Origin of the sequence: Streptomyces aurantiogriseus (assembly GCF_014649375.1) — a bacterium.
GTDB lineage: Bacteria > Actinomycetota > Actinomycetes > Streptomycetales > Streptomycetaceae > Streptomyces > Streptomyces aurantiogriseus.
The window spans coordinates 252,085-279,083 of sequence record NZ_BMSX01000003.1 but is presented as its reverse complement, the minus strand read 5'-3'; the positions used below and the strand labels follow the sequence as shown (position 1 = coordinate 279,083).

The window sequence follows — 26,999 nt, the reverse complement described above, 5'->3', positions numbered from 1 at the left end:
CCGTCACAAGTCCAGGGCACACCACGTCGGGTCCGTTCGCGAGCCGCCGTCCGGGGGGAACATCTCGGGCATGACGATGCGAAGATCACTCGCCGTCGCGGCGGGCACGGCGGCTCTGGTGACGGTGTGCGGCTGCACGGTGCAGACGACCGGCGCGGAGGACAAGGGACGCCCGCCCGTCCATATCGACGTCAGCCCTACGGCCCACGGGAGCCGTGCAACCCCTACGGCCCCTACGGCCCCTGCGACGCGCGGCGACGGCGCGTCCGACGCCGCCCCCACCACCTCCGAGCCCCCGGAGCCGCCCGAGCCTCCGCCCGTCCTCTGGTCCCGCGGCGACACCGGGCGCGAGGTCCGTGAGCTCCAGGCCCGGCTGCGGCAGGTGTCCTGGCTGTTCGACGGGCCGACGGGGACGTACGACGAAGCGACCGAGGAGGCGGTGAGCGGTTTCCAGGGCAAGCGGGGGCTGCCGCAGACCGGGCGGACGGACGCCGTCACCTGGGAGCGGCTGCTGGGGATGACGTACGAGCCGGGGCAGTGGGAGCTGTACTTGATGGGCGGTCAGCCGGCCGCCGAGCCCGATCCGCGCTGCCTGACCGGGCGGGTGCTGTGCATCGACAAGACGAGCCGGACGCTGCGCTGGATGATCGACGGCCGGACCCTGTCGACGATGTCGGTCCGCTTCGGCTCGCAGTACACGCCCACAAGGGAGGGCGTGTTCCACGTCTACTGGAAGTCCCGCCGCCATGTGTCCACGCTCTACGACTCGCCGATGCCGTACGCGATGTTCTTCAGCGGCGGGCAGGCGGTGCACTACTCGTCGGACTTCGCGGCCCGGGGATACGCCGGGGCCTCGCACGGCTGCGTCAACGTACGGGACGAGGCGGCGATCGCGGAGCTGTTCGCGGAGGTGAGGAACGGCGACAAGGTCGTCGTCTCCTGGTGAGGTTCTGGGGCGCGGGCGGGACCGGGGGAACGTGTCCCGCCCGCGCCAGGTGCACGAGCCGTGGGTACGGGGGGAACCCCGGCTCAGTGCGAGGGCCGATGACCAGTCGGCTCACTTCTTACTGCGCCTGGGGCGCCGAAAACGTCACACCTGTCGCGAAGAAATTTCGGCGACTTCCAAAACCGCAGGTCAGAGGGGGCGCGCAGACGGCTCAGAGTGCGCTGTACGTCGGCTCGGGCGACGGGCCCGTCTCGGGGGCCCGCTTGGGCAGGGGGGAGAAGGTGGACGGAGAGGAGGCGGACGGGGTGGAGGGTGCGGCGATCCCCTTCGGGTGCTGGCTGCCGCCGGAGCCGCCGGACGTGCCGCCGGAGGCGTCGTCCTTCTCGCTCTTCCCGCCGTTGCCGGGCTTCCCGGTCTTCCCGCCGGTCTCTCCCTTGCCGTCCTTTCCGGCCTTGCCACCGGTGGCGCTTTGGCTGTCCCCGCCGTTCCAGCCGCCGCTCTGCTCGTCGGGGCCGCTCTGCCCGCCCGTGACGCCGCCGAGCCGGCCGTCGACCGGATCGAGGACCTGCGCGCAGTACGCCGGCACGCGCGAGGAGCCGCCCGCCGCGCCCTCCAGGGTGCGGCGGCGCTCGCCGTTCAGCGTCTTGCCGTCGCGGACGTCCCGGCAGGCCGAGGCCACCCCGCTCGGCACCCCGCCGCCGTCGCGGGCGGCCGGGTCGTCGTCGGGGCCGCCCTTCGCGTTCCCCTCGGCGTTCGGCGCCGGTGTCGCGCTCGGTGCGCCGTCGGGAGTCGCCTCACCCTCGCCGTCCCCGGTGGTCGCGCCCGGTGTGGGCGAGACGAACGGCCGGTTGGAGTCGGGCGTGGCGGCGGCCGACACGGAGGCCGCGGGTTCCGGCTCGGCCCGGTCGAACGGTGTCGGCAACACGCCGGTCCCGGCGGCGACGGCTACCCCGCCGACCATCCCGACGGCCAGCGCGGCGGCCAGCCCCAGCCGGGCGGGCCGCTTCCAACGGTGGCGGGCACCGGCCGCCGCCCGGCCGTCGATGCGGACGAGCCCGGCGTCGGCGTCGGGTGCGCTCGGCTCGGCATCACGGTCGGCACGCCCGGCGCGCGCCGCGCGGAAAGCCGCGAGCGCGGCCGACTCGCCGGGTCGGTCCTCGCCGAAGTCCTCGCCTGCCACCGGCTCCGCCGCACGCGCACCGCGGGCCCTGCGGAAAGCCGCGAGCGCGGCCCCCTCCCCAGCGCTTCCCTCCCGGGCGGCGATCACCGGCCCAGCGGCGCTGTCGGCGCGTTCGGCGCGCGCCTTGCGGAACGCGGCCAGAGCTGCGGCCTCGCCGGGGAGTTCCTCGTCGGGCGGGGTCGGGTCGGCGGAGAGGGCGGCGAGGGCGTTCAGGGTGCCCGCGAGGCGCTCGGCCTCGGCGCGGTGGGCGGGGGCGACAGCGTTGTCGGACATCTCCCCGCTCAGCAGACGCTCGGCGGTCGCCCGGTCCAGCCACCGGCCGCGGGCCCGGCCCGCGGCGGAGCCGCCGGGGGAATCCGCGTCCTGGGACTCCGCATCTTCCGGGAAGACACAGCGCTCGTCGGCCATCACATGTCCTTCTGCGTCCGCGCGCACGCATGCGTCACACCGGCGGACGTCACCGCGCCCGAGCGCGGTCCTCGCTGGGGCGGGAGTGCGTCGAGCACGCCGGCCGTTTCCGGATCCTCACCGAGCAGCTCGGCGAGCTTCTTCAGTCCACGATGCGCGGCCGTCCGTACCGCACCGGGCCGTTTGCCGAGCGTCTCGGCAGCGGTCTTGGCGTCCAGGCCCACGACGACCCGCAGGACGACGGCCTCGGCCTGGTCCTGCGGCAGCCGGGCGATGAGGTCGAGGGTCCGGCCGGTGGCGAGCGCCTCGATGGCCTCGCCCGCGGTGTCGGACTCGGCGGCCCGCCCGGTCAGCTCCGTCTCGTCGCCGCCGATCGCGGGACGCCGCCCGCGCATACGGACGTGGTCGAGGGCGCGGTTACGGGCGATACGGGCGGCCCAGCCGCGGAAGCGGTCCGCGTCGCCGCTGAACCGCTCCAGGTCACGGGCGATCTGCAGCCAGGCCTCGGAGGCGACGTCCTCGGCGTCGAGGTCGCCGACGAGCGTGCGGACATAGCCGAGGAGCCGCGGGTGCACCGCGCGGTACACAGCACGGAACGCGGTCTCGTCTCCGTCCTGTGCCGCAAGCACCGCGGCTGTCAGCTCCGCGTCGTCCCCCACGTCGTGGTTCCTCGGTTGATGGTTGCGGTGTCACCGACCGCACAGCGTCCCGGCCCTCAACGGTCGGGGCCCGCGGTTGGTCACGGTGCTGCAGTGGTCATGCTGCCCGGTGGTCGTGGGGCCGCAGTGGTCATGCTGCTCCAGCCGCTCCGCCGTCCGGCGCGAAAGGCACGTTACGACCTGAAACCGCTGGTCGTCCATGTCCGTACAAGATGCAACCAACTCGGGACAGGATTTGCCGACCCGGGGTGTGACAGAAAACGCACTCTCGGCGCTGTAGGAAGTACGGGTCGCCGCGCGGCCCGTGCCGCGCGACGGCCGGGGCCTCTCCTGTGGGGGGTGGCGGCCCCGGCCGTTGCTGTGGCGCCGCCTGCCGTGCAGGGTCTACGGGACCGGCTGACGGGCTTCTGGGACCGGCTGGGCTGCTGCTGAGCCCCTGGGGCTGATGAGCCCGGCCTGAATTACTGGTTCTTGCCGCTTACTGGTTCTTGCCCTTGGCTTCGGGGGTCTTCTCGGCCTCGGGGGTCTTCTCGGCCTCGGGCTTCTGCTGACCGCTCCCGTTGCCGGAGTCCTCGCCCGCCTTGTCGCCCTTGTCCTGGCCACTGCCCGAAGAAGGGGTGCCGGAAGACGGGGAAGCGGACGCGGACGCGGTCTGCGCCGCGCAGAAAGCGGTGACGTTCTCCTCGCCGCCCGCAGCGGTCACCAGCCGCTCCCAGGCCGTGGCGTCCAGCGCCTTGCCCCGCCCTTTGACCTGCTGGTAGGCCCGGCAGTGCGCCTCGGTGTCCTGCGCGTTCACCGGCCGGTCCCGGTCCGTGGAGGAGGAAGCGGAGGGGGACGGCGTGACGGAGGGCGCGGCCTCCGGCTTCTGGGACGCGCTCGCCGACTGCCGCTGACGCCCGGTGTCGTCACGGGCGTCCGTGGAGGACCCGGCGGAACCGATCGCGGCGACCGCCACCCCGCCCAGGGTGAGGCTTGCGACGAGTACGGAGAGCGTGGCCTTCAGCGAACGTGAGGCGTGCCGCTGCCCACGGGGACGCCAGTCGTCCCGGCGCCGGGTACGGGCATGGTGGGCGCCGGAGTCGCGGGCCGCCAGGAAGGCGGCGACGGCCCGCCGCTCGCCCTCGTCGGCGTCCGCGGTGGTGCCGGTCCGCAGGGCGGCCGCGAGCAGTTCCTCGACCGCGGTGTCGTCGCCCGCGCCGTGGGATCCGGAAACGGAGGCACCAGGGTGCGCACGCCGACGGCCGCGATCCCCGCCGCCGCTCATCCGTTCACCCATGTCCGTTTCCGCCTGTCTCGCGTGCTCGACTCTTCGATCGAGTTGTTGCCTTCGGGAACGTCCGCCGCCCCTGATCCATACGGGCCGCGGCCGTCACCGTTCATTTCGAATCCCCCAGCGTCCGGCGGCCGTCATCCGTCACACCCTCGACGCCCAGCTGCCGGGCGAGCCGCTTCAGCCCCCGGTGGGCGGCCGTACGGACCGCGCCGGGCCGCTTGCCGAGGACGCGGGCGGCGGCCGGCCCGTCCAGCCCGACCACGACCCGCAGCAGCACGGCCTCGGCCTGGTCGCGCGGCAGCCCCCGCACCAGCTCCATGGCCCGCTCCGTGGAGAGGGTCTCCAGGGCCTGGTCGTGGGTGCTGTACGCCCCCGGCAGGTCGAGCACGTCCTGTTCGAGCGCCGCCGACCGGGGCCGTACCCGCAGCCTGCGCAGATGGTCCAGCGCCCGGTGCCGGGCGATGGTCGCCGTCCAGCCCCGGAAGCCCGCCCCGTCGCCCTTGAACCGCCCGAGGTCCCGGGCTATCTCCAGCCAGGCGTCGGAGGCGACGTCCTCGGCGTCGTCGCCGACGATCCCGCGCAGATAGCCGAGCAGTCCCGGTTGCACGATCCGGTACGCGACCGCGAACGCGGCCTCGTCACCGTCCTGAGCCCGTGCTACGGCCGCGCCCAGTTCCCCGTCGTACGCGTGCGCGCGCCGGGGTTCCCCTCCCTGGCCCAAGACTGTCCTCGTTCGTGCGGAGTTCGTGGCGGGTGCGTGACGGCCGCTCCGTGAACACGTTCCGGCCGCGTCCACGCCCCCACGGTCATCAGCGTCACGGCTCACAGATGTGTCACAGGGCAGCGGCGGCTCCGGCGCGGTCCACCCTCGTGGGACCGTGCCGGTACCGGCGGCGTGCACCCCGGTCAGGCCGCCGCCCTCCTGGCCGGCGCCCTGCGGGCCCTGCCGTGCAGAGTCAGGTAGAAGGTCTGCAGGGATTCCTCGGCCCCGCCCACCTCGAACCGGTTGACGACCTTCCCGAGGGGGTTCCAGATCCGCCCGTCCGGCATCCGCACCCCGACCGGCTGGCCGAAATACGCCTGCTGGTACGCGTCGAAATCCACCCACTCGGCACCGGCCCGCCGGACGAGCACCTCACCGACGTACGCCCCCAGCCCGACCAGCGTGTCGTGCGCGCGCTCCCGGTCCGCGCCGCCCTTACGCAACCCGTCGACCAGAAAGTCGACGACACGCAGGCTGGCGACGGAGTAGTCCAACGGCAGCCGGTTGCGCACGGTGACCCGCGCGACGAATCCGGCCGCACACGCTCTCATCCCACCCGCGTCTTCCATAGGTCCGTCCCCCCTCGTCCGGGTAGGGGGAACGGACTGCCAGTTCCCCCCGCCTGCCCCAGCGGATGGGACGCCGTCGGCATCACGGGTCACACCTGTGTCACTGGTCACACAGGCGTACGCATCCCCGGGGCGCCGATCTCGCACCACACGACCTTGCCCCGATTGCCGAATCTGGACAGCGGCTGCCATCCCCAGAGATCGGAACAGGCCCGCACGAGGGCCAGCCCCGCCCCTCCTCCGCACCCTCCAGCTCCTCGAACCTCCCCGGCGGCTCGGGCGGCTCCGGATCCGCGTCCCACGCCCCGATCCGCAACACCCCCTCCCGCCACCGCACCCTCAGCGCGGCGGGCCCCTTCTGATGCCGCACGGCGTTGCCGACCAGCTCGGCGGCGAGCAGCTCGGCGGTGTCGACGAGGCCGATGAGGCCGTGCAGGGTGAGGACGAGACGGAGGGTGCGGCGACTGACGGTGACGGCGCGGGGGTCGTTGGGGATGTAGAGGCAGTACTCCCAGGAGTCGGTGAGCTGGTCGGGCTGGTTTTCGGGCATGGGTCAACTCCGTTGAGGTGGTGGGGGGTTGCTGTCGGCGGGCGGTGTCATTGCCGCAGCCGTCACGGCAGGACGGGGCGGTGCGCTTCCGGGCTCCCGGCGTTTCCGCAGCGTGTGCGTCGCGTCACTGACGGTAGGGCTAACCTGTCATCCCGAGCAAGCCGATCCCGTAATCTGGCTCCGAACGGGCCGCGGCGGCGGGCGTGTTGAACGAGGAGCAATCGATGGTCCTGAGGCGCGAACCAACGGCACGCCAGATGCGCCTGGGAGTCGAGTTGCGCAGACTCCGTGAGGCGGCCGGACTCACCGCTCGCGAGGCAGCAGCGCTGCTCGGAACGGGCCGCGTCCAGATGAGCCACATCGAATCCGGACTGGCGGGCGTGAGCGAGGAACGGCTACGCCGCCTCGCAGCCAACTACGCCTGTTCCGACGGCGAGTTCATCGACGCCCTGGTGGCCTTGGCGACCGACCGAACCCGTGGCTGGTGGGAGGAATACCGAGGCATCCTGCCCGCCGCCTATCTGGACATCGCCGAGCTGGATCACCACGCAAGGTTCCGACACGACGTGGCCGTCATCCATGTCCCGGGCCTCTTCCAGACGGAGGACTACGCCCGGGCCCTCTTCGCCTACATGAACCCGGAGTTCCCGGAGGGCGAGGTGGAGCTGCGAGTGGCTCACAGGATGAAGCGCAAAGTCGTCATCGAGGGCCCCGACCCCATCCCGTACGAGACCGTGATCCATGAGGCTGCCCTCCGCATCAGGGTGGCCGGACGAGCCGCGACTCAGGCCCAACTGACGCGCATCCTGGATATGTCGGAGCTCGACCACATCACCGTTCGGGTTGTCCCCTTCGCCCTCGACGACTTCCCGGGCGCCGGCAGCACGATGGTGCACGTGGGTGGAGCGGTCCCCCGGTTGGACACCGTGGTCCGCGATGCTCCGCACGGCACGGCCTTCGTCGACTCCGAAGCCCAACTGGAGCATTTTCGCAAGCTCTTCCGTAGGGTGAAGAAGGGGTCACTCACCCCGGAGCGATCGCGTGACCTCATCCACGAGCTGGCCAAGGAACTGTGAGGAGCAGCATGACCGCCCCCATCCCATGGAAGAAGTCTTCCTTCTCCGGCGGCGGTGAGGGGAACGACTGCGTCGAGGTCGCGGATCTGAACCCCCTCATAGCCATCCGCGACTCCAAAGCCCCGTCGCGCGCCACCCTCACCTTCCCGGCCGACGTCTTCACCACCTTCATCGAGGCCCTGAAGCAGAGCTCCCGCCGCTGACCTGCGGTTGCGGGGCATCCGGGGCGGAGTAGCCTGAAATTGATCGACGGCTGCCTGATTCTGGAGGTAGGCGATGTTTCTCCGACTGCTGCGCCGTCGTATGCCGCGTGGGCTTGTCCTGCTCGGCAAGGGCGGTCTGATCCGGGGCGCCAGCGGCAGCATGTACGACGGTCACGGATACATGGGCTGACTCCACACCCCTGGAGGATGTGCGGTGGCAGAGGACACACATGCCCTGGTAGCCATGACGCGGATCCTGTCACCGCACTGCCGTGTCACCAGGATGTCGAGCGGAGCGCTGATCGCGGACTGGAAGCGGACGCGTTTTCTTGGAATGGCGACCGCAGACGTCCAGAAATTCGCTGACGGGAGCCCTGCCGAGCAACGCGCGGAACTCGTCACCGGTCTCATACGTGCCGGGTGTGCCACGGCCCGCCCGAGGGAGCATTCCGACGCCGAGGTCGGGCTCTGGCTGCGCGGAGTGAACCTGCTGATCCGCACCATGGGTTTCGGACGCGTCCTTCGGCTCCTGTCCTTGGTGGCCCCGGAGTACGCCCGTGCTGATTCCCCCTCCGCGGAGGACGTCGCACGGCTGAAGCGAGCGGTGACGTCTCATGCCCGCAGTAGTTGGTTCGTCAACGACGACTGCAAGGCCGAGGCTGTGACGGCGTTCGTCCTGCTGCGGCGGCGTGGCCTGAAGGCCGTACTGCACGTCGGTGTGCGCGAGCACCCGTTCGCCCTGCATGCCTGGACCTCGTCGGCCGGCCTGTGCATCCCTGACGCCGATCCGCGCGGGCACGCGTTCACGCCGGTTCTCTCGATCGACGGCGGAGGGCAGTGACGTGGAGGCGCTCGGCCTCGAATGGGCCGAGGGTGCGCCGAAGCTCTGGGCAGCCGAGGCCATGGCACGGCAGGGACTCGTGACGACGGTCTCCTCACCGGCCGGCACCGCGGTGGTCGTCGGCTGGGTCGGCTCGTACCGCGACCGTGTGGCGGGTGCGCGCCGCCTCCTCGACGACTTCGGCCCACCGGGAGCCGCACCGCCTCTGCCGACCGGCGACTACGCGGCTGTCCTGGTGTGCCGCGACCGCATCCTGCTGATGCGGGACGAGCAGGCACGCATCCCCCTGTTCTTCAGGAAGTCCGGTGGCCGGGTGAGCGAGGTGAGCACCTCGGCACGCCGCCTGGGCGACGCCGCAGAGCTGGAACCTCGCTACTTCTGCCGGTACCTGACGGGGAACATGGCCCAACCGCACTCGGAACTCACCCCTTTCGCCGGGGTGCACCGCGTCCTCGGCGGCGAGGTGGTGGAACTCTCGCTCACGGGGCAGCTACGCGGTCGGGGGTCGCGACGCGCCCGTCAGGCCGACGACCCGTTGTCGCCGGAATCGAACGGACGCGGCTTGAGCGGGGCCGCGAAGGACCTGCGCCTCGCACTGGAGAACGCTGTCGGGCGCCGTATGGGCGAGATGACGGCATGCCATGTCTCCGGTGGCACCGACTCCACCAGCGTCGCGTTGCTCGCAGCGCGTCAGTCGGCCGCGGGACAGGGCGACCGCAGGGGCCTTGTCCTGCTCGCCGGGCGTTTCGGCACGGGAGAACTTGCCGGGGAGCAGCCGTACCTCGACGAGGCGATGGAGGAGATCCGCCGTCACGCACCCGCGGCGCGCCCCGTCGTCGTCGATGTCGACGACGTGGCCGACTTCGACGACTTCCAGCGTCACGCGGGAGATCCGGACGAGCCTTGTGCGCACGCCTTCCGCGCCCCGTTCTGGAGCAGGCTGCACGCCGCTGCGGCGAAACTGGGTTGTGACATCCTCCTGACCGGCTGCGGAGCCGATCCGATCGCGGACGCCAACCCGCTTCACCTGCACGGGCTGGCCCGCACAGGACAGCTCCGGCAGATGACGAAGCAGGCGCGGGCCTGGGCCGCGGGCAGTGAGCGGGGCTTGCGGGACGTCGTCTCCGCCTACGTCGTGCAGCCGACTCTGCCGCTGGCAGCCGAACGCGTCACAGCGCTCGTCCGCCGTCGCGGAACGGTGCTCGGCGGCCTCGGCACCTTCGCCCGCCCTCCATGGCTGCGACCCGAATTCGCGCGGGCTCACGACTACCGTGAGGCATGCCTCGCGGAGAGCCGCTTCGCGTTCGGGCGCGCGCCCGAACAATCCCTCTACGACGCGGCCAACTACCTCGCCGCTCCCGACCCGTTTTCCTGGCACCACGCACGGCAGGACGGCTTCTTCCTCTCGCACCCCTTCCTCGACCCGGAGGTGGTCGCCACGATGCGCCGCCTCCCCGCCGACGCCACCTTCCGTCCGGGCCGTCCGAAGGCGGTACTGCGCGAGGCCATGGCAGATCTGCTCCCGCCCGGGATCCACGGCCGGACGGTCAAGGTTCCCTTCGACGAGGTCTACGCCCGCGGCCTGCGGACACACGGCGAGGAACTCATGGACCTCTGCCGCACCGCACGGCATCCGCTGGTCGCGGAGATGTTCGACGTCGAGACGCTGTGCCGGGCGGTGCGGGAGGCGCAGCTCGGCGTGGGAAACGCCAACTCCTGGGATCGCGTGAACAGCTCTCTCGCCCTGGTGGCGTGGCTGGAGCGATTGGACGAGCGCTGCCGCGTGCAGGGCGCGGCCGTGCCGGTCATCGCTGGGCCTTGATGTCCCACAGCGTCTGTTCGAACGGGCCCGTCTGGGCCTCGACGATTCCGTACCGATTCACCAATTCGCGCGATTCCGCGTCGCTTATGACGTGGTCTTCCTCGCCCTTTCGCGTGATGGTTTCGATCACATCTGCGCCGTGCGGGCCGAACATCCAATAGACAGTGACGAAGCGTGGATCCCTCGTCAATTCGTCAATCGCGTTGTTCTCGCGCACCCTGCCGCGGAAGATGACGGAGTCGACATCCTTCTGCGCCTTCATCCACTGGGGCACCCTGCCGCCGGACCAGGAGTTCCCCTTCGGGGAGACCCTCTCCAGGCCGAGCCGGTCCTTGCGCGCGAAGCTCGCGGTGGCGTAGAACGCCAACTGGTCGTACGGCGCATTGATGGGCAGTTGTACAACTGTTCGAGTGACGAACTCGTCATTTGACTCGATCCAGTGTCCGGTGGGCATCCATGGCTGCGCCGCCACCAACTGGCCGGGCTGGTGGATTTCCCTACGGGAAAGCGGGTGTGTCTCCCGGAACGAGGAATTGCTCCACTGCTCGGCATCGGCACGCCACTGCATGCGGAGCCGGTCTCTCGCGCTCAGCGGCACCCGTTCCCCCATGGCGTGGAACTCGGCGCCGAGCACATAGAACCCCAGATCGCTTTGGTTCTCGAGCTTGATGTCGACCGGCACTGAGAACGCCTTGCGGTCCTGACTCAGCATCGGCTCCCCCACGGTCATCTTGATGACCGGCTTGGCCCCGTGCTGGTACGGCTTGTAAAGGGTCTGATAGCCGAAATTGGCCAGCGCGAGAGCCGAGGAGACGACCACTGCCGCGGCCACCCGCTTGGGAGCGGGGATCACGACCGATGTCCGCCACAGCGCGAAGCCGGCCCACAGGCAACCCGCCGTGAGCAGGCCCCACAGCACTCGGTAGGCCGTGGAATCTCCCTCGAATGTCTGGAGCAGGAGCAGCACGTTGGCCAGCAATGCCACGACCGTGCCGATCAGCGCGACCAGTCCTGAGTAGGGGAAGCCGTTCCAGTACCAGTGGTCCACGACCGCGGCAGCGCCCAACACCGTGGTGATCGAGGCCACGATGAGGATGGCACCGGTGATGCGCCCCGTGTAGGTCAGGGCCCAGCTGAGGTTCTCGACGCCGAACCGGCCCATCAGAAAGGCCGACAGGAGGAGGACCAGCAGGATCGCCACCATGACCGCCAGTGACCCTCGGGGACTCGCCGGGGGTCGTAACGCCCGCAGACGCGAGCCGACGCCGGACCAAGGGGAACTCTTCGCCTGGTCATCGCCATCAGGTCTCACGGCGTCTCCTTCGACCGTCACCGGGGCACTGAAGACCATCGTTGGTGGTGATCCACCGGATCACCATCCGAATGCCTCCCGACGGCTTACGCGGGCCCCATCGCAGGCTGAAGTCGCGGTGCCATATGAGCTGAATGTCCTCGACCTGGGTTGAGGGTCACCCACCCGCTACGATCCCGGCCCGTCACCGAGCAGCACCGGGAGGGGCCATGGCAGAGGGACGGAGCGCGGCGGCGGGTGCCGTCGTCGAGCTGAGATACGAGCTGAGACAGCCGGACTGGTCCGACGCACTCCGGGCACGCGTCCGGGCACAGGGGATCAAGGGCCGGCTGCGAGGACTGCTCCTGCCGGTGCTCTTCGCGGTGACGGCGTGGTGGCTCACCGACAGCGTCCTGGTCGCGGGAGCCACCATGCTCGGCAGTCTGTTCGGCTTCGTCGTCAGGTCGGGCGTCCTGGCCGCGCGGCATGCCAGGATGACCGCCCCGCTGGGGCCCTGGACCGTGACCGTCGCCGACTCCGACGACGCTGTGCGCTTCGCGGGCACGGACATGGAGCTACGGCGGGGCTGGCAGAGCCTCGGCGGGTACGTGGAGTCCGCCGCCGGATTCGTCCTGCTGACGCCTGCGCCGTATTTGCTCGTCGTGCACTATCTGCCGAAGCGTGCCATGGGCAGGGACGACACCGACCGGCTGCGCGGCATACTCGACCGCCACCTGCCCCGCCGGGGCAGCCGTCCGCCCGCGCACTGAGCTTCGGCGCACGTCGCCGGGCCGGGCTGTCAGACACAGCCCCCGGTCCGACTGCACTGAAGAACAGTCCCCGCGGCGCTGTACGGCCCGGACGACCCGGCCGCCACCCAGTACCTGACCTGGACCCGACTGGGCCCGGCCCCTTCCGCGAACGTGACCTTCTGGTCGAAGGTTCGCTTCCCGTCCTCCTCCATGCCGACGCACAACGGGCTCGTCGTGAGCCGCTGCGTCGTCCCGTCGGCCATGAACATCAGCGCCTCCGCGTACCGGCAGCCGCTGACGACGTGGTTGGTGCCCAGGAAGGAGACCTGGGTGCCGTACCAGCGCAGTGCGCCCGAGACGGAGCTGTTGCCGTAGGGCACGGTGAACTTGGAGAAGGGGTTCACGGACGAGGCGGGGATGCCGGGGCGCAGCCGGGAGATCGAGACCATGTCGAAGACGCCCCAGTAGCCCTCGTCCCAGTGGCCGTCGGGGCCATCCGGCAGACCGGTGCTCGTCGACACGTGGGTGAACGCCTCGACGCCGACCCAGCCCTGGAAGCGGCCGGAGTCGTCGACGACCTGGAGCATGGGGCGCGGGTGGGAGTTGTAGGCGTAGCAGTCGGCGGCCCCGGCCAGGCCCTGGCACCAGTACTCCTCGGTGTTGCGCCGGCCCCCGCCGACCTCGCCGATGTAGCGGACGCGGTCGAAGTCGTCGACGCCGTTCTTCGCGCAGGTGGCGGCTCCGGGCTGGAGATAGCCGATGCAGGCCGCGCCCGAGCACCGCTTCCACGGGTCGGCCGGGTTGTCCCCGCCGTCGCCGCCGCCGAACGTCCAGTCGCCGCCCGCCCCCTCGCGGCCCACGACGCCCTGCTTGGCCACGACGAACGCGCCCCGGTAGCGCTCGGTGCTGTAGGCGGGGTCGGTCAGCAGCTCGCTCATGGACGCGCGGGTGTCCGCGCCCAGCTCGGCGTTGCTGCCGTAGCCGACGCCGAACGTGGCGCTGTAGTTGGAGAAGGGGGACGCCGAGGTGGGTGTGGGCACCTCGACGCCCTGAGCCATATACGCCCCGTAGTACGTGGGGCTGGTGATCCGGGCAACGCCGTCGGCGGCCAGGCCGGTCTCGACCTGCCAGTACTCGACGAGGTCCTTGGCGAGGTCCGCCCCGCCGGTCCCCTTCTGCCAGGTCACCTGGAGCCTGCCGTCGGCGAGGTGGGTGAAGACGCCCTGGAACTCTCCCGTGGGGGAGCCCGCGAAGCCCTCGACCGTGCGGACGGGGCAGGTCGGCACATCGCCGCCGCAGGTGGCGGTCATGGCGTTCACCCGGACCGGCTGGTCCCGCTGGGACCAGTTCCAGTAGTGGGTGAGGACGGTGCCGTCCGAGTGGAACTCGTAGTACCCGAGGCGTACCCAGTTGCGGTAGTCGTTCCCCGCCGCCGTGTCGAGGCCGCCCACCGACACGACCCAGTTCTTCTTGCCGCCGGGCAGGGCGGGCGCGGGTTCAGCCTGTGCCGGGCCCGCCGTCACGAGCAGGCCGGCGACCAGCGCGAACACGCCGAGCAGCGCTCTCATTGCTCCCACGGCTGCCTGAAGAAGGCTTCCGTACGTGTGACGCGTCAACGTCCACTCCCCCGTTCCACGGTCGTCTCATCCCCGGAGTGACGCTCCGGGGTGGTTGTGCGCTGAACAAGTGCCGCCTGTGTGACAGGCGGCGTCATTGTGCACTTTTTCTAGGGGTGGGGTAGTTGAGTCCACGCAGCACCCGTGCGTACAGACCCATGGGCCTGAAGCGCAGAGCCTGGCTCACCGCGGGGGCGGTCGTCCTGAGCGGCGCCGGTGTCGTCACGTACGCCATGGCCGATCCGGGTACGCAGTCCGGCGGCCAGGAGGCAGCCCGCAAGCCGGTCACCCGCACACTGAAGCTCAAGGACCACGGCGGCGGCCGCAAGGGTCTGGGACAGCGGGAGACGGAACGTTTCAGCGCCGTCGTCGTGACCTGGGACGACGAGCACGCCAAGGCGAAGGGAACGCCGGAGGTCCGCACCCGGGACCTGGAGACCGGCGCCTGGTCCGCCTGGCAGAAGCTGCCCGCGGAGCCGAACCAGGCCGACGGCGCCGAGGGCGAGCGGGCGGCCCTGCGCGGCGCCACCGAGTCGCTGTGGACCGGTGACGCCGACGGCATCGAGGTGCGCGTCGTGAACGCCGACGGCACCGAGGCTCCCGGCCAGCCCGCCGGCATGGACATCCGCCTGATCGATCCCGGCACCGACCCGAAGGGTGTGGGTACGTCCGCCCTGGCACCCGCCGCCTTCGTGGCGGAGGGGACGGCCGGGCCGACGGACTCCACCTCGCCGTCGGACTCCGCGTCGCCGAGCGACGGCGGCACGCCCACCGACTCCGCCTCGCCGAGCGACTCCGCCTCGCCGACGGACTCTGTCCCGCCGACGGACTCGGCCTCGCCGACCGACTCCGCCAGCCCCAGCGACAGCACCTCCCCGTCCGCCTCCGGCTCGCCGTCGGGCTCCGCCTCCCCCTCACCCACCGCCACGATCCCGGCGCCCCGCCCCTCCACGGTCGTGAAGCCGCCGATCATCACGCAGGCGCAGTGGGGGGCCGGCACGAACTACGACGGCACGCCCAGCTACGGCACCGAGATCAAGGCCGCCGTCATCCACCACACCGGTGTGAGCAGCGACAACACGATCTCCTGCGCCGAGTCGGCGGCCCGGCTGCGCTCCATCCAGCAGGCGCACATCGCCCAGGGCTACTTCGACATCGGCTACAACTTCATCGTCGACAAGTGCGGTCAGGTCTTCGAGGGCCGCAGCGGCGGCGTCGATCTGCCGGTGATCGGCGCGCACGACATCGGCTTCAACACCAACACGGTCGGCATCTCCTACCTCGGCAACTACGAGACGGCCACCCCCAGCCGGGCCGGCCTCGACGCGATCGCCCGGATCGTCGCGTGGAAGTTCGGGATGTACGGCATCGACCCGGCCGGCACGGTCACGCTGACCTCCGGCAGCGCCAAGGGCGTCGACGGCAACCTCGTCGAGAAGGGCACCTCGATCACCGTCCCGCGCGTCCTCGGCCACCGCGACACCAACGCCACGGCCTGCCCGGGCAAGAACCTGTACCCGAAGCTGGGCCTGATCAGGGCGCTCGCCAAGACCCCGGGCATCTCGCACGCCCTGCCCACCGCCGACTACAACCGGGACGGCATCGCCGACCTGGTCGCCGGCACCCCGCGCGCCAACTCGGTGACGGTGGTCCCGGGCAGCCTCACCGGCCCGGCGGCGGCGAAGAAGCTGACCATCACCCAGAACAGCGCGGGCGTCCCCGGCGCCACCGAGTCCGGTGACAACTTCGGCGCCTCGACCGCGTGGGGCGACGTCAACGGCGACGGCCGCGCGGACCTCGCGATCGGCGCGCCCGGCGAGGACGACACCGCCGGCACCGACCGCGGCTCGGTCACCGTGCTGTACGGCCCGGGCCTCAACACCGGCTTCTCGTACGCCACCACGGGCGTCACGGCGGCCGGTGCCAAGCTCGGCTCGGCCGTCACCGTCGGCGACTTCAACGGCGACGGCAAGGCCGACGTGTTCGCGGCCGGCGCGGGCAAGGGCGGCAACTGGAACGTCAAGCTGACCGGCGGCGCCACCCAGTACGGCACGCTCACCGCCGCCACCGGCGCGGTCGCCTACCTGGACGCCGCGACCGGCGACTTCAACCGGGACGGCTACGCCGACGTCGCCCTCAACTACCGCGACACCGGGGGCATCGGCCGCGTGGTCCGCTTCGCCGGCTCGAAGACCGGCCTGACCAAGGTCGGCGTGATCTCCGTGAAGGGCGGCCGGTCGATCGCCGCCGGTGACATCAACGGCAACGGCTACGACGACATCGTCATCGGCCAGCCGGTCGCCACCGAGTCCGGCGCCAAGTCGGGCGGTCAGGTGACGATGCTCCAGGGCACCTCCACCGGGTTCACCACGACCGGCATGACCGTGATCCACCAGGACACGGCCTACGTGTCGGAGGTCAACGAGTCCGGCGACCTGCTCGGCGCCTCGGTCTCGGTCGGCGACTTCAACGCCGACGGCTTCGCCGACGCCCTCGTCGGCGCCCCCGGCGAGGACCTGACCCGCGACGGCGCGAACCGTGGTGACGCGGGCGACGGATACCTCTTCAAGGGCACCGCCTCCGGCCTCACCGGCTCCGGTTCGATCCGTGTCTCGCAGGACACCAGCGGCGTCCCCGGTTCCACCGAGGCCAGCGACAAGTTCGGCTCGGCGGTCACGCTGACCGACCTGTCCGGCTACGGCCGCGCCGACCTCACCTTCGGCGCGGAGGGCGAGGACACCGGCAACGGCCTGCTCACGCACGTCCCGAGCGGCAGCACGGGGCTCGACTACGCGCACACGCTGGTCCTGAGCAGGACGACCCTGGGCACTCCGGCGGCCGCCCGCCTGGGCCAGCTGCTGACGCCGTAGCCTCCGGCACCGGACACGGAGAGGGCCCCCGCGCATCCCGCACGGGGGCCCTCTCCGTTCCACAGGGTCAGCGGCGCCGTAGCACGACCACGCTGTCCACCAGCCTGTCGTGCAGCCCCTGCCGCCGGTCGCCGAGCCTCAGGTGGCGCCCCACCGCGACCCGCTCAGCGACGAGTACAGCAGCAGAAAGGCGGTGGCCGGAGGGCTCCGCGAGGACCGCCGACACGCGGGAGCCGGCCGAGGCCCGGGAACGTGTCATCTCCGGCCCCCGCCCGTCGCGTCCCGGCACAGCAGGCGCAGGGAGCCGTGGCCGGCGAAGCAGCGGCGGGCCTCGTCGAGGGGGTCCCAGAGGCGGCCGTCGGGGGTGCGGACCCAGTGGTCGCCGCCCGTCGCCCACCACTCGGCGCCGGTCTGCCGGACGATCACCTCACCGGCGTACGCCCCGAGCCCGCGCAGTACGCCCTCCACGGCTGCGTACGGCGTGTCCTCGCGCCGCAGGTCCTCGATGAACCGGTCGACGCGCCACAGGCTCTGCGCCGAATGGTCGAGGTGCAGCCGCGCGCCCTCGCGGAGCGTGGCGACGGCGTCCGCCGCCCATCGCACGGGTTTCGCGGCGGCGTGGGGCCGGCCCTGCTGGGTCTGCTGGGTCGTCGCAGTCGTGGGATAGGCAGTCATACAGGGAACAGCGTCGCCCCTCCTTGATCTATTACCCACGCGTAGGGTCTTCCCCAGGACCGGCGCAGGACCGCCTCACCTCCCCCGCGGGAGGGACACGGGAGTGACACTTCCGGGCCCCCGTGCGCTCCCCCAGTGATGAGCGCGTACCTCCACCTCCGTGCCGTGCCGTCCCCGGCACTGCGCAACAGCACGACCTGGCTGCGAAGGCTCTTCGCCGACGACGAGGACACCGTGCGGGACCGGATCGACCGGCACCGCGAGGAGGTCCTGGACGACCGCTACCACGACCACCAGCTCCTCTACGCCGACGCCCCGCCCGAACATGTCGACGCGGGTCCCGGCGCCCATGTGGTCCTCGGCGGCCAGCGGGTGTTCGCCACCGAGCCGAAGCAGCCGCCGTTCCTGCTGCTCACGGCGGCCCAGACGGCAAGGGTGGCCACGTACCTGGCCGAGGCCGACTTCGAGGAGCTGTGGCGCCCGGCCCGCGCCGAGCTGCTCCCCCGCTACGGCGGCCCCGCCGAGGAACCCCGCACACGGGCCGCCTTCGCCTCGGCCCACCGCGATCTGACGGCCTTCTACACGACGACCGCGCGGTACGGCGACGCGGTGGTGAAGTGGCTGCTCACCCCGGCGCCCTGCTGAGCCGCCGCACGTGAACCGCCGGGTCACCGCCGCCCGCGGTTCCGCCGCGACACCACCGCCCGCAGCACGCGCCGCCCCTCCGTGGACACCTCCAGGGCCCGGCGCAGCCCGGCCGCGCCGTGCCCGGCGAGGACCTCCAGGACGGTGACCTGGCGGCGCAGCTCGGCGGCGACGAGCGGCGGCATGCCCTCCGTGGCGCCCGTACGGCGGGAGTCGAGCGGGGACGGGTCGTCGGCGGGGTCGAGGAGCCGGTGGATCTGGAGCGAGGCGACCGAGCAGGCGTCGGCCCAGATCCGCAGGCCGGCGGCGGACCGCTCGGCGGGGGCCGCTTCGAGCATCCGCCGGGCGAGCAGCACGGCCTCGTCGCCGTCCTCGCCGGAGACGTCCGCGCCGGCGTCCAGCTTGCCGCGCGCCTGCTCCAGCAGCCCGCCCCACTCGGCCGCGTCGGACACGTCCGTGAGGTTCCCCCACAGCGGGCGCAGGATCTCGTCGTCGCCGCCCAGGAGGGGCACGCACCGATCCAAACAAGCCAGCCCGCTCGCGGCCAGTCCCCTTTCGTCGGCCCGTGCTATGAGGTCCACCAGGCTCATTCACGCCTCCCTGTCCAGGGCGCCATCCTTACGGAGCCCGCACTTCCCCTTACTGCGTGCGACAGTCCGGGAGTGTCACAGCGTAGACAAGGTCGGCTTTCGGCCAACGAGCGGCCCGGCCGGCACCGGACTCAGCCCAGCCGGTCCGCCAGCGCCCTGAACTGCGCCCAGGTCAGCGACGGCTGTCCCGGGTCCCACAGTTTCTGCACGGTCGCCCGCAGCGGCATCCGGATGCCGGCCGCGACCTGGTCCTGGGTCTGGGAGTTCGCGAGGTCGCACCAGACGGCGAAGGTCGCGCCGAGGATCTGGTCGTCGTACCGGGCCGGGACGGGCGTCGTGCCGCGCAGGATCCGCGGGGTCCACTGCTCGTAGATGCGCTCGCCGGTCGGGTAGACGAAGGTCTGCGGCTCACCGAGGACGTAGTACAGGTACTCGTCGTTGTAGTTGACGACCTTGCGGCCCGCGCTCAGGTACTCGACGGGCGGCCGCGCCCCGATCTCCTTGCCCGTCCAGTAGGCGACCACCAGGTCGTCGGCGGCCTTCACCGACGTTCCCCGGAAGAAGCCGTCGTTCCAGGCCCGCATGGTCCGGTCGTGGGGGCGGACGGTGTCGGCGCGGTCGTTGAGCCAGCCGGTGGCGAGGTCGGCGACGGTCGCTCCGGAGCCGTACCGCTCACGGGCGGCGGCGGCGAGCTGCGGGTAGGAGGCCTCCGGATCGGAGACCGTCAGGGCCTGGTACTCGTCGCCGCCGAGGTGCCACTGCCCGCCGGGGAACAGCCCGGCGTACTCGTCCAGCAGGTCGTCCAGGAGGGCCGCGGAGGCGTCCTTGGAGATGTCGATCGCCCCGCGCGTCGGCACGCCCTGCGCGTTGCGCAACTGCAGGTCGGGGTGGGCGGCGAGGACGGCGCCCAGGTGTCCGGGCGAGTCGATCTCGGGCACGACGGTGATGTGCCGGCTCGCCGCGAGGTCGACGATCCCCTTCACCTGCGCCTTCGTCAGGTGCTGCGGGGAGACGATCTCGGGGTGCGTGTCGGACTCGATCCGGAAGGCCTGGTCGTCGGAGAAGTGCAGTCCGAGCTGGTTGAACTTCAGGTCGCCCAGCTCCCGGATCCGGTCCTCGATCCAGTCGGCCGTGAAGTGCTTGCGCGCGATGTCCAGCATCAACCCGCGCTGCGCCTTGGCGGGCTCGTCCCGCACGACTCCCTCCGGCGCGGTACCCCCGCCGTGCACCTCCTGCTTCAGCGTCCGGGTCCCGTAGAACACCCCGGCGTCCGACGGCCCGCTGACGGTCACCCGGCCCCCGCGCACGGTCATGGTGTACGACTCCGGATTCGCCCCCTCGTCGTCGTTCAGCGCCAGCCGCAGATCCCCGGCCCGTACGTCGTCCCGCTCCCCCGCGTACGCCATCCCCAGCTCACCGGCGATCAGCCGCCCCTCGTCGGCGAGGTCCGCGTCGCTCACCACCACCCGGTGCTGGGCGGCCGGCCGCCACCCCGGACCACGCGCCGGGGTGTGCGCGCGGACGGCGGGGATGGTCTGCGGCGCCTGCGAGAGGGCGTACGACCGGGTGGGCGTCGGGCCGGCCGCCGTCCCGGTCCCGGCCTGATCGCCCTTCTCCGGCGCGGATCCGCCGTCGCTGGTCTGCCGTGCCGCAGCCGACCCCGCCGGTGTCCGGACGTCCTCGTCGCCGGAGGCCCACACCCCCACGCCTGCCCCGAGAACGACGACGAGACCACCGGCCAGCAGGGCCCGCCGCACCACCTTCTGCTGCGGGTTCCTCTCCGGCGCGCGGCGCCGGTGCCTGTGCCTGCTCACCCAGCCAACCTACGACCGCATCCCGATCGAAGCGCGCGGAAGGGGTCCACCGCACCTTCTGAAACTCTCTCTTTCGTGTGAAATTCGGGCAAGCGTCGGACACGTCATGACCACTCTCGATAACGTGACGCCACACCTTTCACCGCATCCCCTGCCACACCACACGTGACGCGAGGATTCCACGCTGCCTGCGCACCGTCTCTCCCACCTTCCGGGCCGAGCCGCCATACCGACGCTCCCGGAGCAGACCCGGACCTCTCCGACCCCGCTGGAGGCGTTCAACAGGGCACCCGCCGAAGCGGCCCACCGCACCCTCCTCACCTGCCTCGGCAGCCACCACTGGGCCCAGCGCATCACGGCCCACCGCCCCTACCCCACCGTCGACGCCCTCCTCGCCGCGTCCGACGAGGCGTCCTACGACCTGACCCCCGGTGACCTGGTGGAAGCCCTGGCGGGCGAGCCTCTCCCCGCCCTGCCGGCCGACGCGTACGGAGCGGCCCACACGGCCCTCGACGCGGCCCACACCGCCTACGAGTCCCGCTTCGGCCACGCCTTCGTCCTCTACCTGGGCGACACTCCCCCCGAGGAAACCCTCGACCACCTCCTCGAAGCCATCCGGTCACGATTGACGAACGATCCGGAGAGGGAGCGGGAGCAGGCGTCAGAGGAGCTACGGCGCCTCGCAAGAAGACGTCTGGTGGACCTGCTCAGGGGCGCGGGGAACGGCGCGACCAGCCCAAACGCTTCCACAGACGGCACATAACAGGACACATCACCCCGGATGCCGCCCCCGCTCACCCATCCGCGTGCCACTTTGATCACACCGTTAGACCCCCGCTAAGCCCAGCGCCAGCGCGTCGCTACGATGCTGGGGGCCGGTGGACCGTACCCGGCCGGGCCCGTCCGACACCGAAGCCGGCAGGCCCCAGTCCCCGCTCCCGGAGGGTTCTTCCGTGCCGGCTGGAACGCTGTACCGCGGCCGGGAAGGAATGTGGTCCTGGGTGGCTCACCGAGTCACCGGCGTCCTCATCTTCTTCTTCCTGTTCGTACACGTGCTGGACACCGCACTCGTGCGTGTCTCCCCCGAGGACTACGACAAGGTCGTAGCCACGTACAAGACCCCGCTCGTCGCCGTGCTGGAGTATGGCCTCGTCGCCGCCATCCTCTTCCACGCGCTCAACGGCCTGCGCGTCATCGCCGTCGACTTCTGGTCGCAGGGCCCGCGCTACCAGAAGCAGATGTTCTGGGCCGTTGCCATCGTCTGGGGTGCGCTGATGCTCGGGGCGATCTACCCCGTCCTCGGCCACGCCGCTCGTGAAGTCTTCGGGAGCTGAGGCAGATGGCCACCACTGAAACCACCGCGTCCGGGATCGGCCCCGTCGAGGGCGACACCGGCTACTCCGTCGACAACCCGGCGCCCCTGATCGAGGCCCCGCGCAAGCGCACCAAGAAGACCCCGAAGTCGACCCGGGGCAACTTCGAGATGGCCGCCTGGCTGTTCATGCGCCTGTCCGGCATCGTGCTGGTCGTCCTGGTCATCGGCCACCTGCTGATCCAGCTCGTCCTGGACGGCGGCGTCTCGAAGATCGGCTTCGCCTTCGTGGCCGGCCGCTGGGCGTCCCCGTTCTGGCAGGTCTGGGACCTGCTGATGCTGTGGCTGGCGATGCTGCACGGTGCCAACGGCCTGCGCACGGTCATCAACGACTACGCCGAGCGCCCGAACACCCGGCTGTGGCTGAAGGGCCTGCTCTACACGGCCACGGTGTTCACCATCCTGCTCGGCACGCTGGTGATCTTCACCTTCGACCCGAACATCCGCTAGGCACGGGGCTGCGAGAATCATGAAGATCCACAAGTACGACACCGTCATCGTCGGCGCCGGTGGCGCCGGTATGCGCGCGGCCATCGAGTCGACGAAGCGCAGCCGCACCGCTGTCCTGACGAAGCTCTACCCCACCCGCTCCCACACGGGCGCCGCGCAGGGCGGCATGGCCGCCGCGCTGGCCAACGTGGAGGAGGACAACTGGGAGTGGCACACCTTCGACACGGTCAAGGGCGGTGACTACCTGGTCGACCAGGACGCCGCCGAGATCCTGGCGAAGGAGGCCATCGACTCCGTCCTCGACCTGGAGAAGATGGGCCTGCCGTTCAACCGGACGCCCGACGGGACGATCGACCAGCGCCGCTTCGGCGGCCACAGCCGCAACCACGGCGAGGCCCCGGTCCGCCGCTCCTGCTACGCGGCCGACCGCACCGGTCACATGATCCTCCAGACGCTGTACCAGAACTGCGTCAAGGAGGGCGTCGAGTTCTTCAACGAGTTCTACGTCCTCGACCAGCTGATCACCGAAGAGGACGGCATCAAGAAGTCCGCCGGTGTGGTCGCCTACGAGCTGGCCACCGGTGAGATCCACGTCTTCCAGGCGAAGGCCGTGATCTACGCGTCCGGCGGCTGCGGCAAGTTCTTCAAGGTGACGTCCAACGCGCACACGCTGACCGGTGACGGCCAGGCGGCCGTGTACCGGCGCGGGCTGCCGCTGGAGGACATGGAGTTCTTCCAGTTCCACCCGACCGGCATCTGGCGCATGGGCATCCTGCTGACGGAGGGCGCCCGTGGTGAGGGCGGCATCCTGCGCAACAAGGACGGCGAGCGCTTCATGGAGAAGTACGCGCCGGTCATGAAGGACCTCGCGTCCCGTGACGTCGTCTCCCGCTCCATCTACACGGAGATCCGTGAGGGCCGCGGCTGCGGTCCCGAGGGCGACCACGTCTACCTGGACCTCACGCACCTCCCGCCGGAGCAGCTGGACGCCAAGCTCCCGGACATCACCGAGTTCGCCCGCACCTACCTGGGCATCGAGCCGTACACGGACCCGATCCCGATCCAGCCCACCGCGCACTACGCGATGGGCGGCATCCCGACGAACGTCGAGGGTGAGGTGCTCGCCGACAACACCACGGTCGTCCCGGGCCTGTACGCGGCCGGCGAGGTCGCCTGTGTGTCGGTGCACGGCGCCAACCGTCTGGGCACCAACTCGCTGCTGGACATCAACGTGTTCGGCCGCCGCGCGGGCATCGCCGCCGCCGAGTACTCCCAGAAGGCCGACTTCGTCGAGCTGCCCGAGAACCCGGCGTCCCTGGTGGAGGAGCAGATCGAGCGGCTGCGCACCTCGACCGGGACCGAGCGGGTGGCGACGCTGCGGCGCGAGCTGCAGGAGACCATGGACGCCAACGTCATGGTGTTCCGCACCGAGCAGACGATCAAGACGGCCGTCGAGAAGATCACCGAGCTGCGCGAGCGCTTCAAGAACGTGGCGATCCAGGACAAGGGCAAGCGGTTCAACACCGACCTGCTGGAGGCCATCGAACTGGGCAACCTGCTCGACCTGGCCGAGGTCATGGCCGTGTCGGCGCTGGCCCGCAAGGAGTCCCGCGGCGGTCACTACCGCGAGGACTACCCGAACCGCGACGACGTCAACTTCATGCGCCACACCATGGCGTACCGCGAGGTCGGCGACGACGGCACCGAGACCGTCCGCCTCGACTACAAGCCGGTCGTCCAGACCCGCTACCAGCCGATGGAGCGTAAGTACTGATGGCTACCCCTGTCATGGACAAGGCCGAGACTCCCGACGCGGGGTCCGCGGCCTCTCCGTACATCACCGTCACCTTCCGGGTCCGCCGGTTCAACCCGGAGGTCTCGGCGGAGGCGACCTGGGAAGACTTCCAGCTGGAGATCGACCCGAAGGAGCGCGTCCTCGACGGCCTCCACAAGATCAAGTGGGACGTCGACGGCACGCTGACCTTCCGCCGCTCCTGCGCGCACGGCATCTGCGGGTCCGACGCGATGCGGATCAACGGCAAGAACCGTCTTGCCTGCAAGACCCTCATCAAGGACATCAACCCCGAGAAGCCGATCACGATCGAGCCCATAAAGGGCCTCACGGTCCTGAAGGACCTGGTCGTGGACATGGAGCCGTTCTTCCAGGCGTACCGGGACGTCATGCCCTTCCTCATCACGAAGGACACGAACGAGCCCACGCGTGAGCGGCTGCAGTCCGCCGAGGACCGCGAGCGCTTCGACGACACCACGAAGTGCATCCTCTGCGCCGCCTGCACGTCCTCGTGCCCGGTCTTCTGGAACGACGGCCAGTACTTCGGTCCGGCGGCCATCGTCAACGCGCACCGCTTCATCTTCGACTCGCGTGACGAGGCCGGCGAGCAGCGCCTGGAGATCCTCAACGACAAGGACGGCGTGTGGCGTTGCCGCACGACCTTCAACTGCACGGACGCCTGCCCTCGCGGTATCGAGGTCACGAAGGCGATCCAGGAGGTCAAGCGGGCGCTGATCACGCGCCGCTTCTGACCACCGGCTCGCACCAACGACGCCGAGGGCCCCGCTCCTGCAGGAGCGGGGCCCTCGGCGTGTGGCACCTGGTTCAGCCGCGCAGGATGCGGCCCTGCTTGTCGGTGCGGTCGTTGCTGGTGAGGAACAGGATTCCGTCGATCAGCGCCCAGAAGCCGAGGCCACCGCAGGTGAGGAGCTGGGCGACACCCACGCCGACGGAGCCGACGTAGAAGCGGCCGATGCCGAGGGTGCCCAGGAAGAGCTGGAGGATACCCGCGACGATCTTCGACTTGTCGGAGTACGGGCGGCCGAGCGGGTCGACACCGTAGGGGGCGTCAGGGGTGGGGACGGTCATGAGTACTGCTCCTGGAATGACTACGAATGGGGAGTCCAGGAGGGATGCGACGAGAAACCTCACGTACGCACCGACCGTGCATGGACATGCCGGAACGTCCCCCCTGTGACCCGTGAGCCTAGAGAGAGTGGTGGGGCGAAGGGAATGCGGGGGAACGATCGTTCCTATTCCGTGATCAAATCGCGCCACTGCACGTGTCATTCCGGTCAGCCGTGCGGGGCTAGAGGAGGTTGCGCAGGACGGTCCAGGTGACGGCGAGACCGAGGATGACGGCCTGGGCCGGCCGGCCGAGGCCGGGCCGCCAGCTGCGGCCGCGCAGTCCCTCCCACATCCACCGCCCGAGCAGGGCGAGTGCGAACGGCGAGGCGAGCAGCAGGGCCCGGTTGTCGAGCCAGGCCTCGGCGAAGTGGCCGTGCATCAGGTCGTAGGCCATGCGGGTGCCGCCGCAGGCGGGGCAGAGCAGGCCGGTGACGAGCCGGAACGGGCACTGGGGCAGGAGGTGCCCGGGCTCGTGGGGATCGGTGACGTAGAGGTAGGCGGAGCCGGCCGTCCCGGCGGCGAGCACCGCGAGGGGTGCCGCCGCCGGGTGCCGCAGCGGGGACGTACGCTCCCCGCCCACCGCGTCAGCCACGCAGGATCCGCCCCTGGGCGTCGGTCTTGTCGTTGCTCGTCAGCAGGATGATGCCGTCGACCAGCGCCCAGATGCCGAGGCCGCCGCAGGTGAACAGCTGGGCGAGGCCCAGACCGACGTGGCCGATGTAGAACCGGCCGACGCCGAAGGTCCCCAGGAAGAGCTGGAGGATGCCCGCGACGATCTTCGACTTGTCGGAGTAGGGGCGCCCGTACGGGTCGTATCCGTAGGGCGCGTTGGGGTCCCCGCCGGGGTAGCCACCACCGGGGGGCGGGTAGGCACCCGGGGCGGGGTAGCCGGCCTGCGGGTAACCCGGCTGCTGACCGGGCTGGCCGGGCTGACCGGGCTGGCCGGCCTGCGGGTACCCGTAGGGGCCGGGCTGGCCGCCCGCGTACGGGTTGGAACCCGACTGGGGGTACCCGTACCCGGGCTGAGGGGGCTGCTGCGGCTGCTGCGGCTGTTCGGACAAGGTGGTTTCTCCCGAGGCCAGATGATCGGATGTACGACACAAAGAGGTGAGTGCAGGTCATCTTGCAGGAGAAGGGCGGTCTGTGAGAAGCCGGGCTGATGACGACTGTGGCGCCACCGGACGCACGTGGTGGAAAAATGGGGCGCTCTTTGCGTCGAAGACCGTTCGGGGCGTGGGCCGTACCTAATCTGACGGCATGTCAGACGACCAGTCGTACGACCTGCTCGGGTTCGACAACGTGCTGCTGCCCGTAGGGGCCCTCGGGGAGGCCGTGGGGTTCTACGAGCGGGCGGGGTTCGCGGTGGCGTTCCGGCTCGACGAGGCCGGGATCGCGCTGCTGAGGGTCGGGGGCGAGACGCCCGGGATCCTGCTGCGGGAGGAGCACGGGCTGGGGCGCCGGCCGCCGCCGTGGCCCTCCCCGCGCGTCTGGCTGGAGGTCCCGGACGCCCGGGCGGCGGCGCGGCGGCTGGCGGGCGCCGGTGTCACGCCGCTGGACGAGCCGTTCTCCGTGGCCACCGGCTGGACCGTCGAGGTCGCCGACCCCTGGGGGAACGTCCTGGGGTTCACGGACTACTCCAAGCGGCCGGAGCTGGGGCGGACGTAGCCGGCCGCTCGGCCTGTGACCACGGCGTCCGCCCCACTGGCTAGGCTCT

General features: G+C 70.9%; 28 protein-coding genes and 1 pseudogene. 14 read left to right on the top strand and 15 right to left on the bottom strand.

The annotated features are described in order from the left end of the window. Positions 1–70: 70 nt before the first annotated feature. Positions 71–946 (top strand): L,D-transpeptidase family protein, encoded by an 876-nt coding sequence (locus IE263_RS07845; protein ID WP_373311904.1) that lies wholly within the window; start codon positions 71–73, stop codon positions 944–946. 211 nt (positions 947–1,157) lie between these two features. On the opposite strand, the gene IE263_RS07840 is transcribed toward IE263_RS07845, so the two are convergent. The 6 genes and pseudogenes from IE263_RS07840 to IE263_RS07815 all read right to left on the bottom strand — a co-directional run bounded on the left by IE263_RS07840 (position 1,158) and on the right by IE263_RS07815 (position 6,348). After that, positions 1,158–2,534 carry a hypothetical protein gene (locus tag IE263_RS07840; RefSeq protein ID WP_229910843.1) on the bottom strand — a complete coding sequence of 459 codons (1,377 nt, stop codon included), beginning with the start codon at positions 2,532–2,534 and terminating at the stop codon, positions 1,158–1,160. Next, complete coding sequence (locus IE263_RS07835) at positions 2,534–3,193, bottom strand: RNA polymerase sigma factor (protein ID WP_189933685.1); 660 nt, start codon at positions 3,191–3,193, stop codon at positions 2,534–2,536. Before IE263_RS07835 ends, IE263_RS07840 begins: the two co-directional genes overlap by 1 nt. A 478-nt stretch (positions 3,194–3,671) precedes the next feature. After that, the gene (locus IE263_RS07830) at positions 3,672–4,469 is read right to left on the bottom strand and encodes a hypothetical protein (protein ID WP_189933683.1); all 798 of its coding nucleotides are present in this window, start codon (positions 4,467–4,469) and stop codon (positions 3,672–3,674) included. 100 nt (positions 4,470–4,569) lie between these two features. Next, on the bottom strand, positions 4,570–5,187 hold the full coding sequence (locus IE263_RS07825; RefSeq protein WP_189933681.1) for an RNA polymerase sigma factor: 618 nt from the start codon (positions 5,185–5,187) through the stop codon (positions 4,570–4,572). Between the two features lie 185 nt (positions 5,188–5,372). Next, positions 5,373–5,780: a hypothetical protein gene (locus IE263_RS07820; protein WP_189933679.1), complete on the bottom strand. Its 408-nt coding sequence runs from the start codon at positions 5,778–5,780 to the stop codon at positions 5,373–5,375. A 125-nt stretch (positions 5,781–5,905) separates the two neighbouring features. After that, positions 5,906–6,348: pseudogene (locus IE263_RS07815) on the bottom strand (ATP-binding protein). Positions 6,349–6,572: 224 nt separating this feature from the next. Between IE263_RS07815 and IE263_RS07810 the strand changes: the two are divergent. From IE263_RS07810 to IE263_RS07795, 4 genes are all read left to right on the top strand, one after another. After that, positions 6,573–7,424: a helix-turn-helix domain-containing protein gene (locus IE263_RS07810; protein ID WP_189933677.1), complete on the top strand. Its 852-nt coding sequence runs from the start codon at positions 6,573–6,575 to the stop codon at positions 7,422–7,424. Between the two features lie 8 nt (positions 7,425–7,432). Further along, positions 7,433–7,627 (top strand): DUF397 domain-containing protein, encoded by a 195-nt coding sequence (locus IE263_RS07805; protein ID WP_189933675.1) that lies wholly within the window; start codon positions 7,433–7,435, stop codon positions 7,625–7,627. Positions 7,628–7,871: 244 nt separating this feature from the next. Next, a complete protein-coding gene (locus IE263_RS07800; RefSeq protein WP_189933673.1) occupies positions 7,872–8,468 on the top strand; it encodes a lasso peptide biosynthesis B2 protein in 597 nt (198 codons plus the stop codon). 1 nt (position 8,469) lies between these two features. Then, positions 8,470–10,290 carry an asparagine synthase-related protein gene (locus IE263_RS07795; protein ID WP_189933671.1) on the top strand — a complete coding sequence of 607 codons (1,821 nt, stop codon included), beginning with the start codon at positions 8,470–8,472 and terminating at the stop codon, positions 10,288–10,290. On the opposite strand, the gene IE263_RS07790 is transcribed toward IE263_RS07795, so the two are convergent. Beyond that, the gene (locus tag IE263_RS07790; RefSeq protein WP_229910842.1) at positions 10,274–11,494 is read right to left on the bottom strand and encodes a hypothetical protein; all 1,221 of its coding nucleotides are present in this window, start codon (positions 11,492–11,494) and stop codon (positions 10,274–10,276) included. The two genes, IE263_RS07795 and IE263_RS07790, sit on opposite strands and share 17 nt — an antisense overlap. A gap of 317 nt (positions 11,495–11,811) precedes the next feature. Between IE263_RS07790 and IE263_RS07785 the strand changes: the two genes are divergently transcribed. Beyond that, a complete protein-coding gene (locus tag IE263_RS07785) occupies positions 11,812–12,351 on the top strand; it encodes a hypothetical protein (RefSeq protein WP_189933669.1) in 540 nt (179 codons plus the stop codon). A gap of 29 nt (positions 12,352–12,380) precedes the next feature. Here the strand turns inward: IE263_RS07785 and IE263_RS07780 are convergent, their stop codons facing one another. Continuing rightward, positions 12,381–13,901 carry a hypothetical protein gene (locus IE263_RS07780; protein ID WP_189933667.1) on the bottom strand — a complete coding sequence of 507 codons (1,521 nt, stop codon included), beginning with the start codon at positions 13,899–13,901 and terminating at the stop codon, positions 12,381–12,383. 206 nt (positions 13,902–14,107) lie between these two features. Between IE263_RS07780 and IE263_RS07775 the strand changes: the two genes are divergently transcribed. Next, positions 14,108–16,819: an FG-GAP-like repeat-containing protein gene (locus IE263_RS07775; protein WP_189933665.1), complete on the top strand. Its 2,712-nt coding sequence runs from the start codon at positions 14,108–14,110 to the stop codon at positions 16,817–16,819. Positions 16,820–16,886: 67 nt separating this feature from the next. On the opposite strand, the gene IE263_RS07770 is transcribed toward IE263_RS07775, so the two are convergent. Next, the gene (locus tag IE263_RS07770) at positions 16,887–17,078 is read right to left on the bottom strand and encodes a hypothetical protein (RefSeq protein ID WP_189933663.1); all 192 of its coding nucleotides are present in this window, start codon (positions 17,076–17,078) and stop codon (positions 16,887–16,889) included. Beyond that, positions 17,075–17,494, bottom strand: a complete 420-nt coding sequence (locus IE263_RS07765; protein WP_189933661.1) for a hypothetical protein — start codon at positions 17,492–17,494, stop codon at positions 17,075–17,077. Before IE263_RS07765 ends, IE263_RS07770 begins: the two co-directional genes overlap by 4 nt. Positions 17,495–17,632: 138 nt before the next feature. Here IE263_RS07765 and IE263_RS07760 point away from each other — a divergent pair, with 138 nt between their 5' ends. After that, a complete protein-coding gene (locus tag IE263_RS07760; protein ID WP_189933659.1) occupies positions 17,633–18,139 on the top strand; it encodes a DUF1877 family protein in 507 nt (168 codons plus the stop codon). A 23-nt stretch (positions 18,140–18,162) separates the two neighbouring features. Here the strand turns inward: IE263_RS07760 and IE263_RS07755 are convergent, their stop codons facing one another. After that, entirely contained in the window at positions 18,163–18,729 is a 567-nt protein-coding gene (locus tag IE263_RS07755; RefSeq protein WP_189933657.1) for a hypothetical protein, read from the bottom strand. 131 nt (positions 18,730–18,860) lie between these two features. Continuing rightward, positions 18,861–20,471 carry a beta-N-acetylhexosaminidase gene (locus IE263_RS07750; RefSeq protein ID WP_373311922.1) on the bottom strand — a complete coding sequence of 537 codons (1,611 nt, stop codon included), beginning with the start codon at positions 20,469–20,471 and terminating at the stop codon, positions 18,861–18,863. Between the two features lie 256 nt (positions 20,472–20,727). On the opposite strand from IE263_RS07750, the gene IE263_RS07745 reads away from it, so the two are divergent. The 5 genes from IE263_RS07745 to IE263_RS07725 all read left to right on the top strand — a co-directional run bounded on the left by IE263_RS07745 (position 20,728) and on the right by IE263_RS07725 (position 24,909). Further along, a complete protein-coding gene (locus IE263_RS07745) occupies positions 20,728–21,306 on the top strand; it encodes a 2-oxo-4-hydroxy-4-carboxy-5-ureidoimidazoline decarboxylase (protein WP_189934304.1) in 579 nt (192 codons plus the stop codon). 190 nt (positions 21,307–21,496) lie between these two features. Further along, the gene (gene sdhC / locus IE263_RS07740; RefSeq protein ID WP_189933655.1) at positions 21,497–21,877 is read left to right on the top strand and encodes a succinate dehydrogenase, cytochrome b556 subunit; all 381 of its coding nucleotides are present in this window, start codon (positions 21,497–21,499) and stop codon (positions 21,875–21,877) included. Positions 21,878–21,882: 5 nt separating this feature from the next. Then, entirely contained in the window at positions 21,883–22,365 is a 483-nt protein-coding gene (locus IE263_RS07735) for a succinate dehydrogenase hydrophobic membrane anchor subunit (RefSeq protein WP_189933653.1), read from the top strand. A gap of 19 nt (positions 22,366–22,384) precedes the next feature. After that, positions 22,385–24,139, top strand: coding sequence for a succinate dehydrogenase flavoprotein subunit (sdhA, locus tag IE263_RS07730; RefSeq protein WP_189933651.1), 1,755 nt, complete (start codon positions 22,385–22,387; stop codon positions 24,137–24,139). Continuing rightward, on the top strand, positions 24,139–24,909 hold the full coding sequence (locus IE263_RS07725; RefSeq protein WP_189933649.1) for a succinate dehydrogenase iron-sulfur subunit: 771 nt from the start codon (positions 24,139–24,141) through the stop codon (positions 24,907–24,909). Before sdhA ends, IE263_RS07725 begins: the two co-directional genes overlap by 1 nt. Before the next feature lie 73 nt (positions 24,910–24,982). On the opposite strand, the gene IE263_RS07720 is transcribed toward IE263_RS07725, so the two are convergent. The 3 genes from IE263_RS07720 to IE263_RS07710 all read right to left on the bottom strand — a co-directional run bounded on the left by IE263_RS07720 (position 24,983) and on the right by IE263_RS07710 (position 26,346). Continuing rightward, positions 24,983–25,246: a TM2 domain-containing protein gene (locus IE263_RS07720; protein WP_189933647.1), complete on the bottom strand. Its 264-nt coding sequence runs from the start codon at positions 25,244–25,246 to the stop codon at positions 24,983–24,985. A gap of 220 nt (positions 25,247–25,466) precedes the next feature. Continuing rightward, complete coding sequence (locus IE263_RS07715; protein ID WP_229910841.1) at positions 25,467–25,877, bottom strand: DUF2752 domain-containing protein; 411 nt, start codon at positions 25,875–25,877, stop codon at positions 25,467–25,469. After that, the gene (locus tag IE263_RS07710; protein WP_189933645.1) at positions 25,870–26,346 is read right to left on the bottom strand and encodes a TM2 domain-containing protein; all 477 of its coding nucleotides are present in this window, start codon (positions 26,344–26,346) and stop codon (positions 25,870–25,872) included. The genes IE263_RS07715 and IE263_RS07710 overlap by 8 nt, the downstream gene beginning before the upstream one ends. Positions 26,347–26,542: 196 nt before the next feature. On the opposite strand from IE263_RS07710, the gene IE263_RS07705 reads away from it, so the two are divergent. Beyond that, a complete protein-coding gene (locus tag IE263_RS07705; RefSeq protein WP_189933643.1) occupies positions 26,543–26,950 on the top strand; it encodes a VOC family protein in 408 nt (135 codons plus the stop codon). Positions 26,951–26,999: the final 49 nt, after the last annotated feature.

What these genes read in the sequence shown, in the direction of transcription:
- IE263_RS07830 (WP_189933683.1), bottom strand. Translation starts at nt 4,469, where the DNA reads ATGGGTGAACGGATGAGCGGCGGCGGGGATCGCGGCCGTCGGCGTGCG.
- IE263_RS07845 (WP_373311904.1), top strand. Translation starts at nt 71, where the DNA reads ATGACGATGCGAAGATCACTCGCCGTCGCGGCGGGCACGGCGGCTCTG.
- IE263_RS07765 (WP_189933661.1), bottom strand. Translation starts at nt 17,494, where the DNA reads ATGACTGCCTATCCCACGACTGCGACGACCCAGCAGACCCAGCAGGGC.
- IE263_RS07805 (WP_189933675.1), top strand. Translation starts at nt 7,433, where the DNA reads ATGACCGCCCCCATCCCATGGAAGAAGTCTTCCTTCTCCGGCGGCGGT.
- IE263_RS07820 (WP_189933679.1), bottom strand. Translation starts at nt 5,780, where the DNA reads ATGAGAGCGTGTGCGGCCGGATTCGTCGCGCGGGTCACCGTGCGCAAC.
- IE263_RS07770 (WP_189933663.1), bottom strand. Translation starts at nt 17,078, where the DNA reads ATGACACGTTCCCGGGCCTCGGCCGGCTCCCGCGTGTCGGCGGTCCTC.
- IE263_RS07735 (WP_189933653.1), top strand. Translation starts at nt 21,883, where the DNA reads ATGGCCACCACTGAAACCACCGCGTCCGGGATCGGCCCCGTCGAGGGC.
- IE263_RS07705 (WP_189933643.1), top strand. Translation starts at nt 26,543, where the DNA reads ATGTCAGACGACCAGTCGTACGACCTGCTCGGGTTCGACAACGTGCTG.
- IE263_RS07720 (WP_189933647.1), bottom strand. Translation starts at nt 25,246, where the DNA reads ATGACCGTCCCCACCCCTGACGCCCCCTACGGTGTCGACCCGCTCGGC.
- IE263_RS07755 (WP_189933657.1), bottom strand. Translation starts at nt 18,729, where the DNA reads ATGAGCCTGGTGGACCTCATAGCACGGGCCGACGAAAGGGGACTGGCC.
- IE263_RS07760 (WP_189933659.1), top strand. Translation starts at nt 17,633, where the DNA reads ATGAGCGCGTACCTCCACCTCCGTGCCGTGCCGTCCCCGGCACTGCGC.
- IE263_RS07725 (WP_189933649.1), top strand. Translation starts at nt 24,139, where the DNA reads ATGGCTACCCCTGTCATGGACAAGGCCGAGACTCCCGACGCGGGGTCC.
- IE263_RS07775 (WP_189933665.1), top strand. Translation starts at nt 14,108, where the DNA reads ATGGGCCTGAAGCGCAGAGCCTGGCTCACCGCGGGGGCGGTCGTCCTG.
- sdhA (WP_189933651.1), top strand. Translation starts at nt 22,385, where the DNA reads ATGAAGATCCACAAGTACGACACCGTCATCGTCGGCGCCGGTGGCGCC.
- IE263_RS07840 (WP_229910843.1), bottom strand. Translation starts at nt 2,534, where the DNA reads ATGGCCGACGAGCGCTGTGTCTTCCCGGAAGATGCGGAGTCCCAGGAC.
- IE263_RS07780 (WP_189933667.1), bottom strand. Translation starts at nt 13,901, where the DNA reads ATGAGAGCGCTGCTCGGCGTGTTCGCGCTGGTCGCCGGCCTGCTCGTG.
- IE263_RS07785 (WP_189933669.1), top strand. Translation starts at nt 11,812, where the DNA reads ATGGCAGAGGGACGGAGCGCGGCGGCGGGTGCCGTCGTCGAGCTGAGA.
- IE263_RS07800 (WP_189933673.1), top strand. Translation starts at nt 7,872, where the DNA reads ATGACGCGGATCCTGTCACCGCACTGCCGTGTCACCAGGATGTCGAGC.
- IE263_RS07810 (WP_189933677.1), top strand. Translation starts at nt 6,573, where the DNA reads ATGGTCCTGAGGCGCGAACCAACGGCACGCCAGATGCGCCTGGGAGTC.
- IE263_RS07790 (WP_229910842.1), bottom strand. Translation starts at nt 11,494, where the DNA reads ATGGTGGCGATCCTGCTGGTCCTCCTCCTGTCGGCCTTTCTGATGGGC.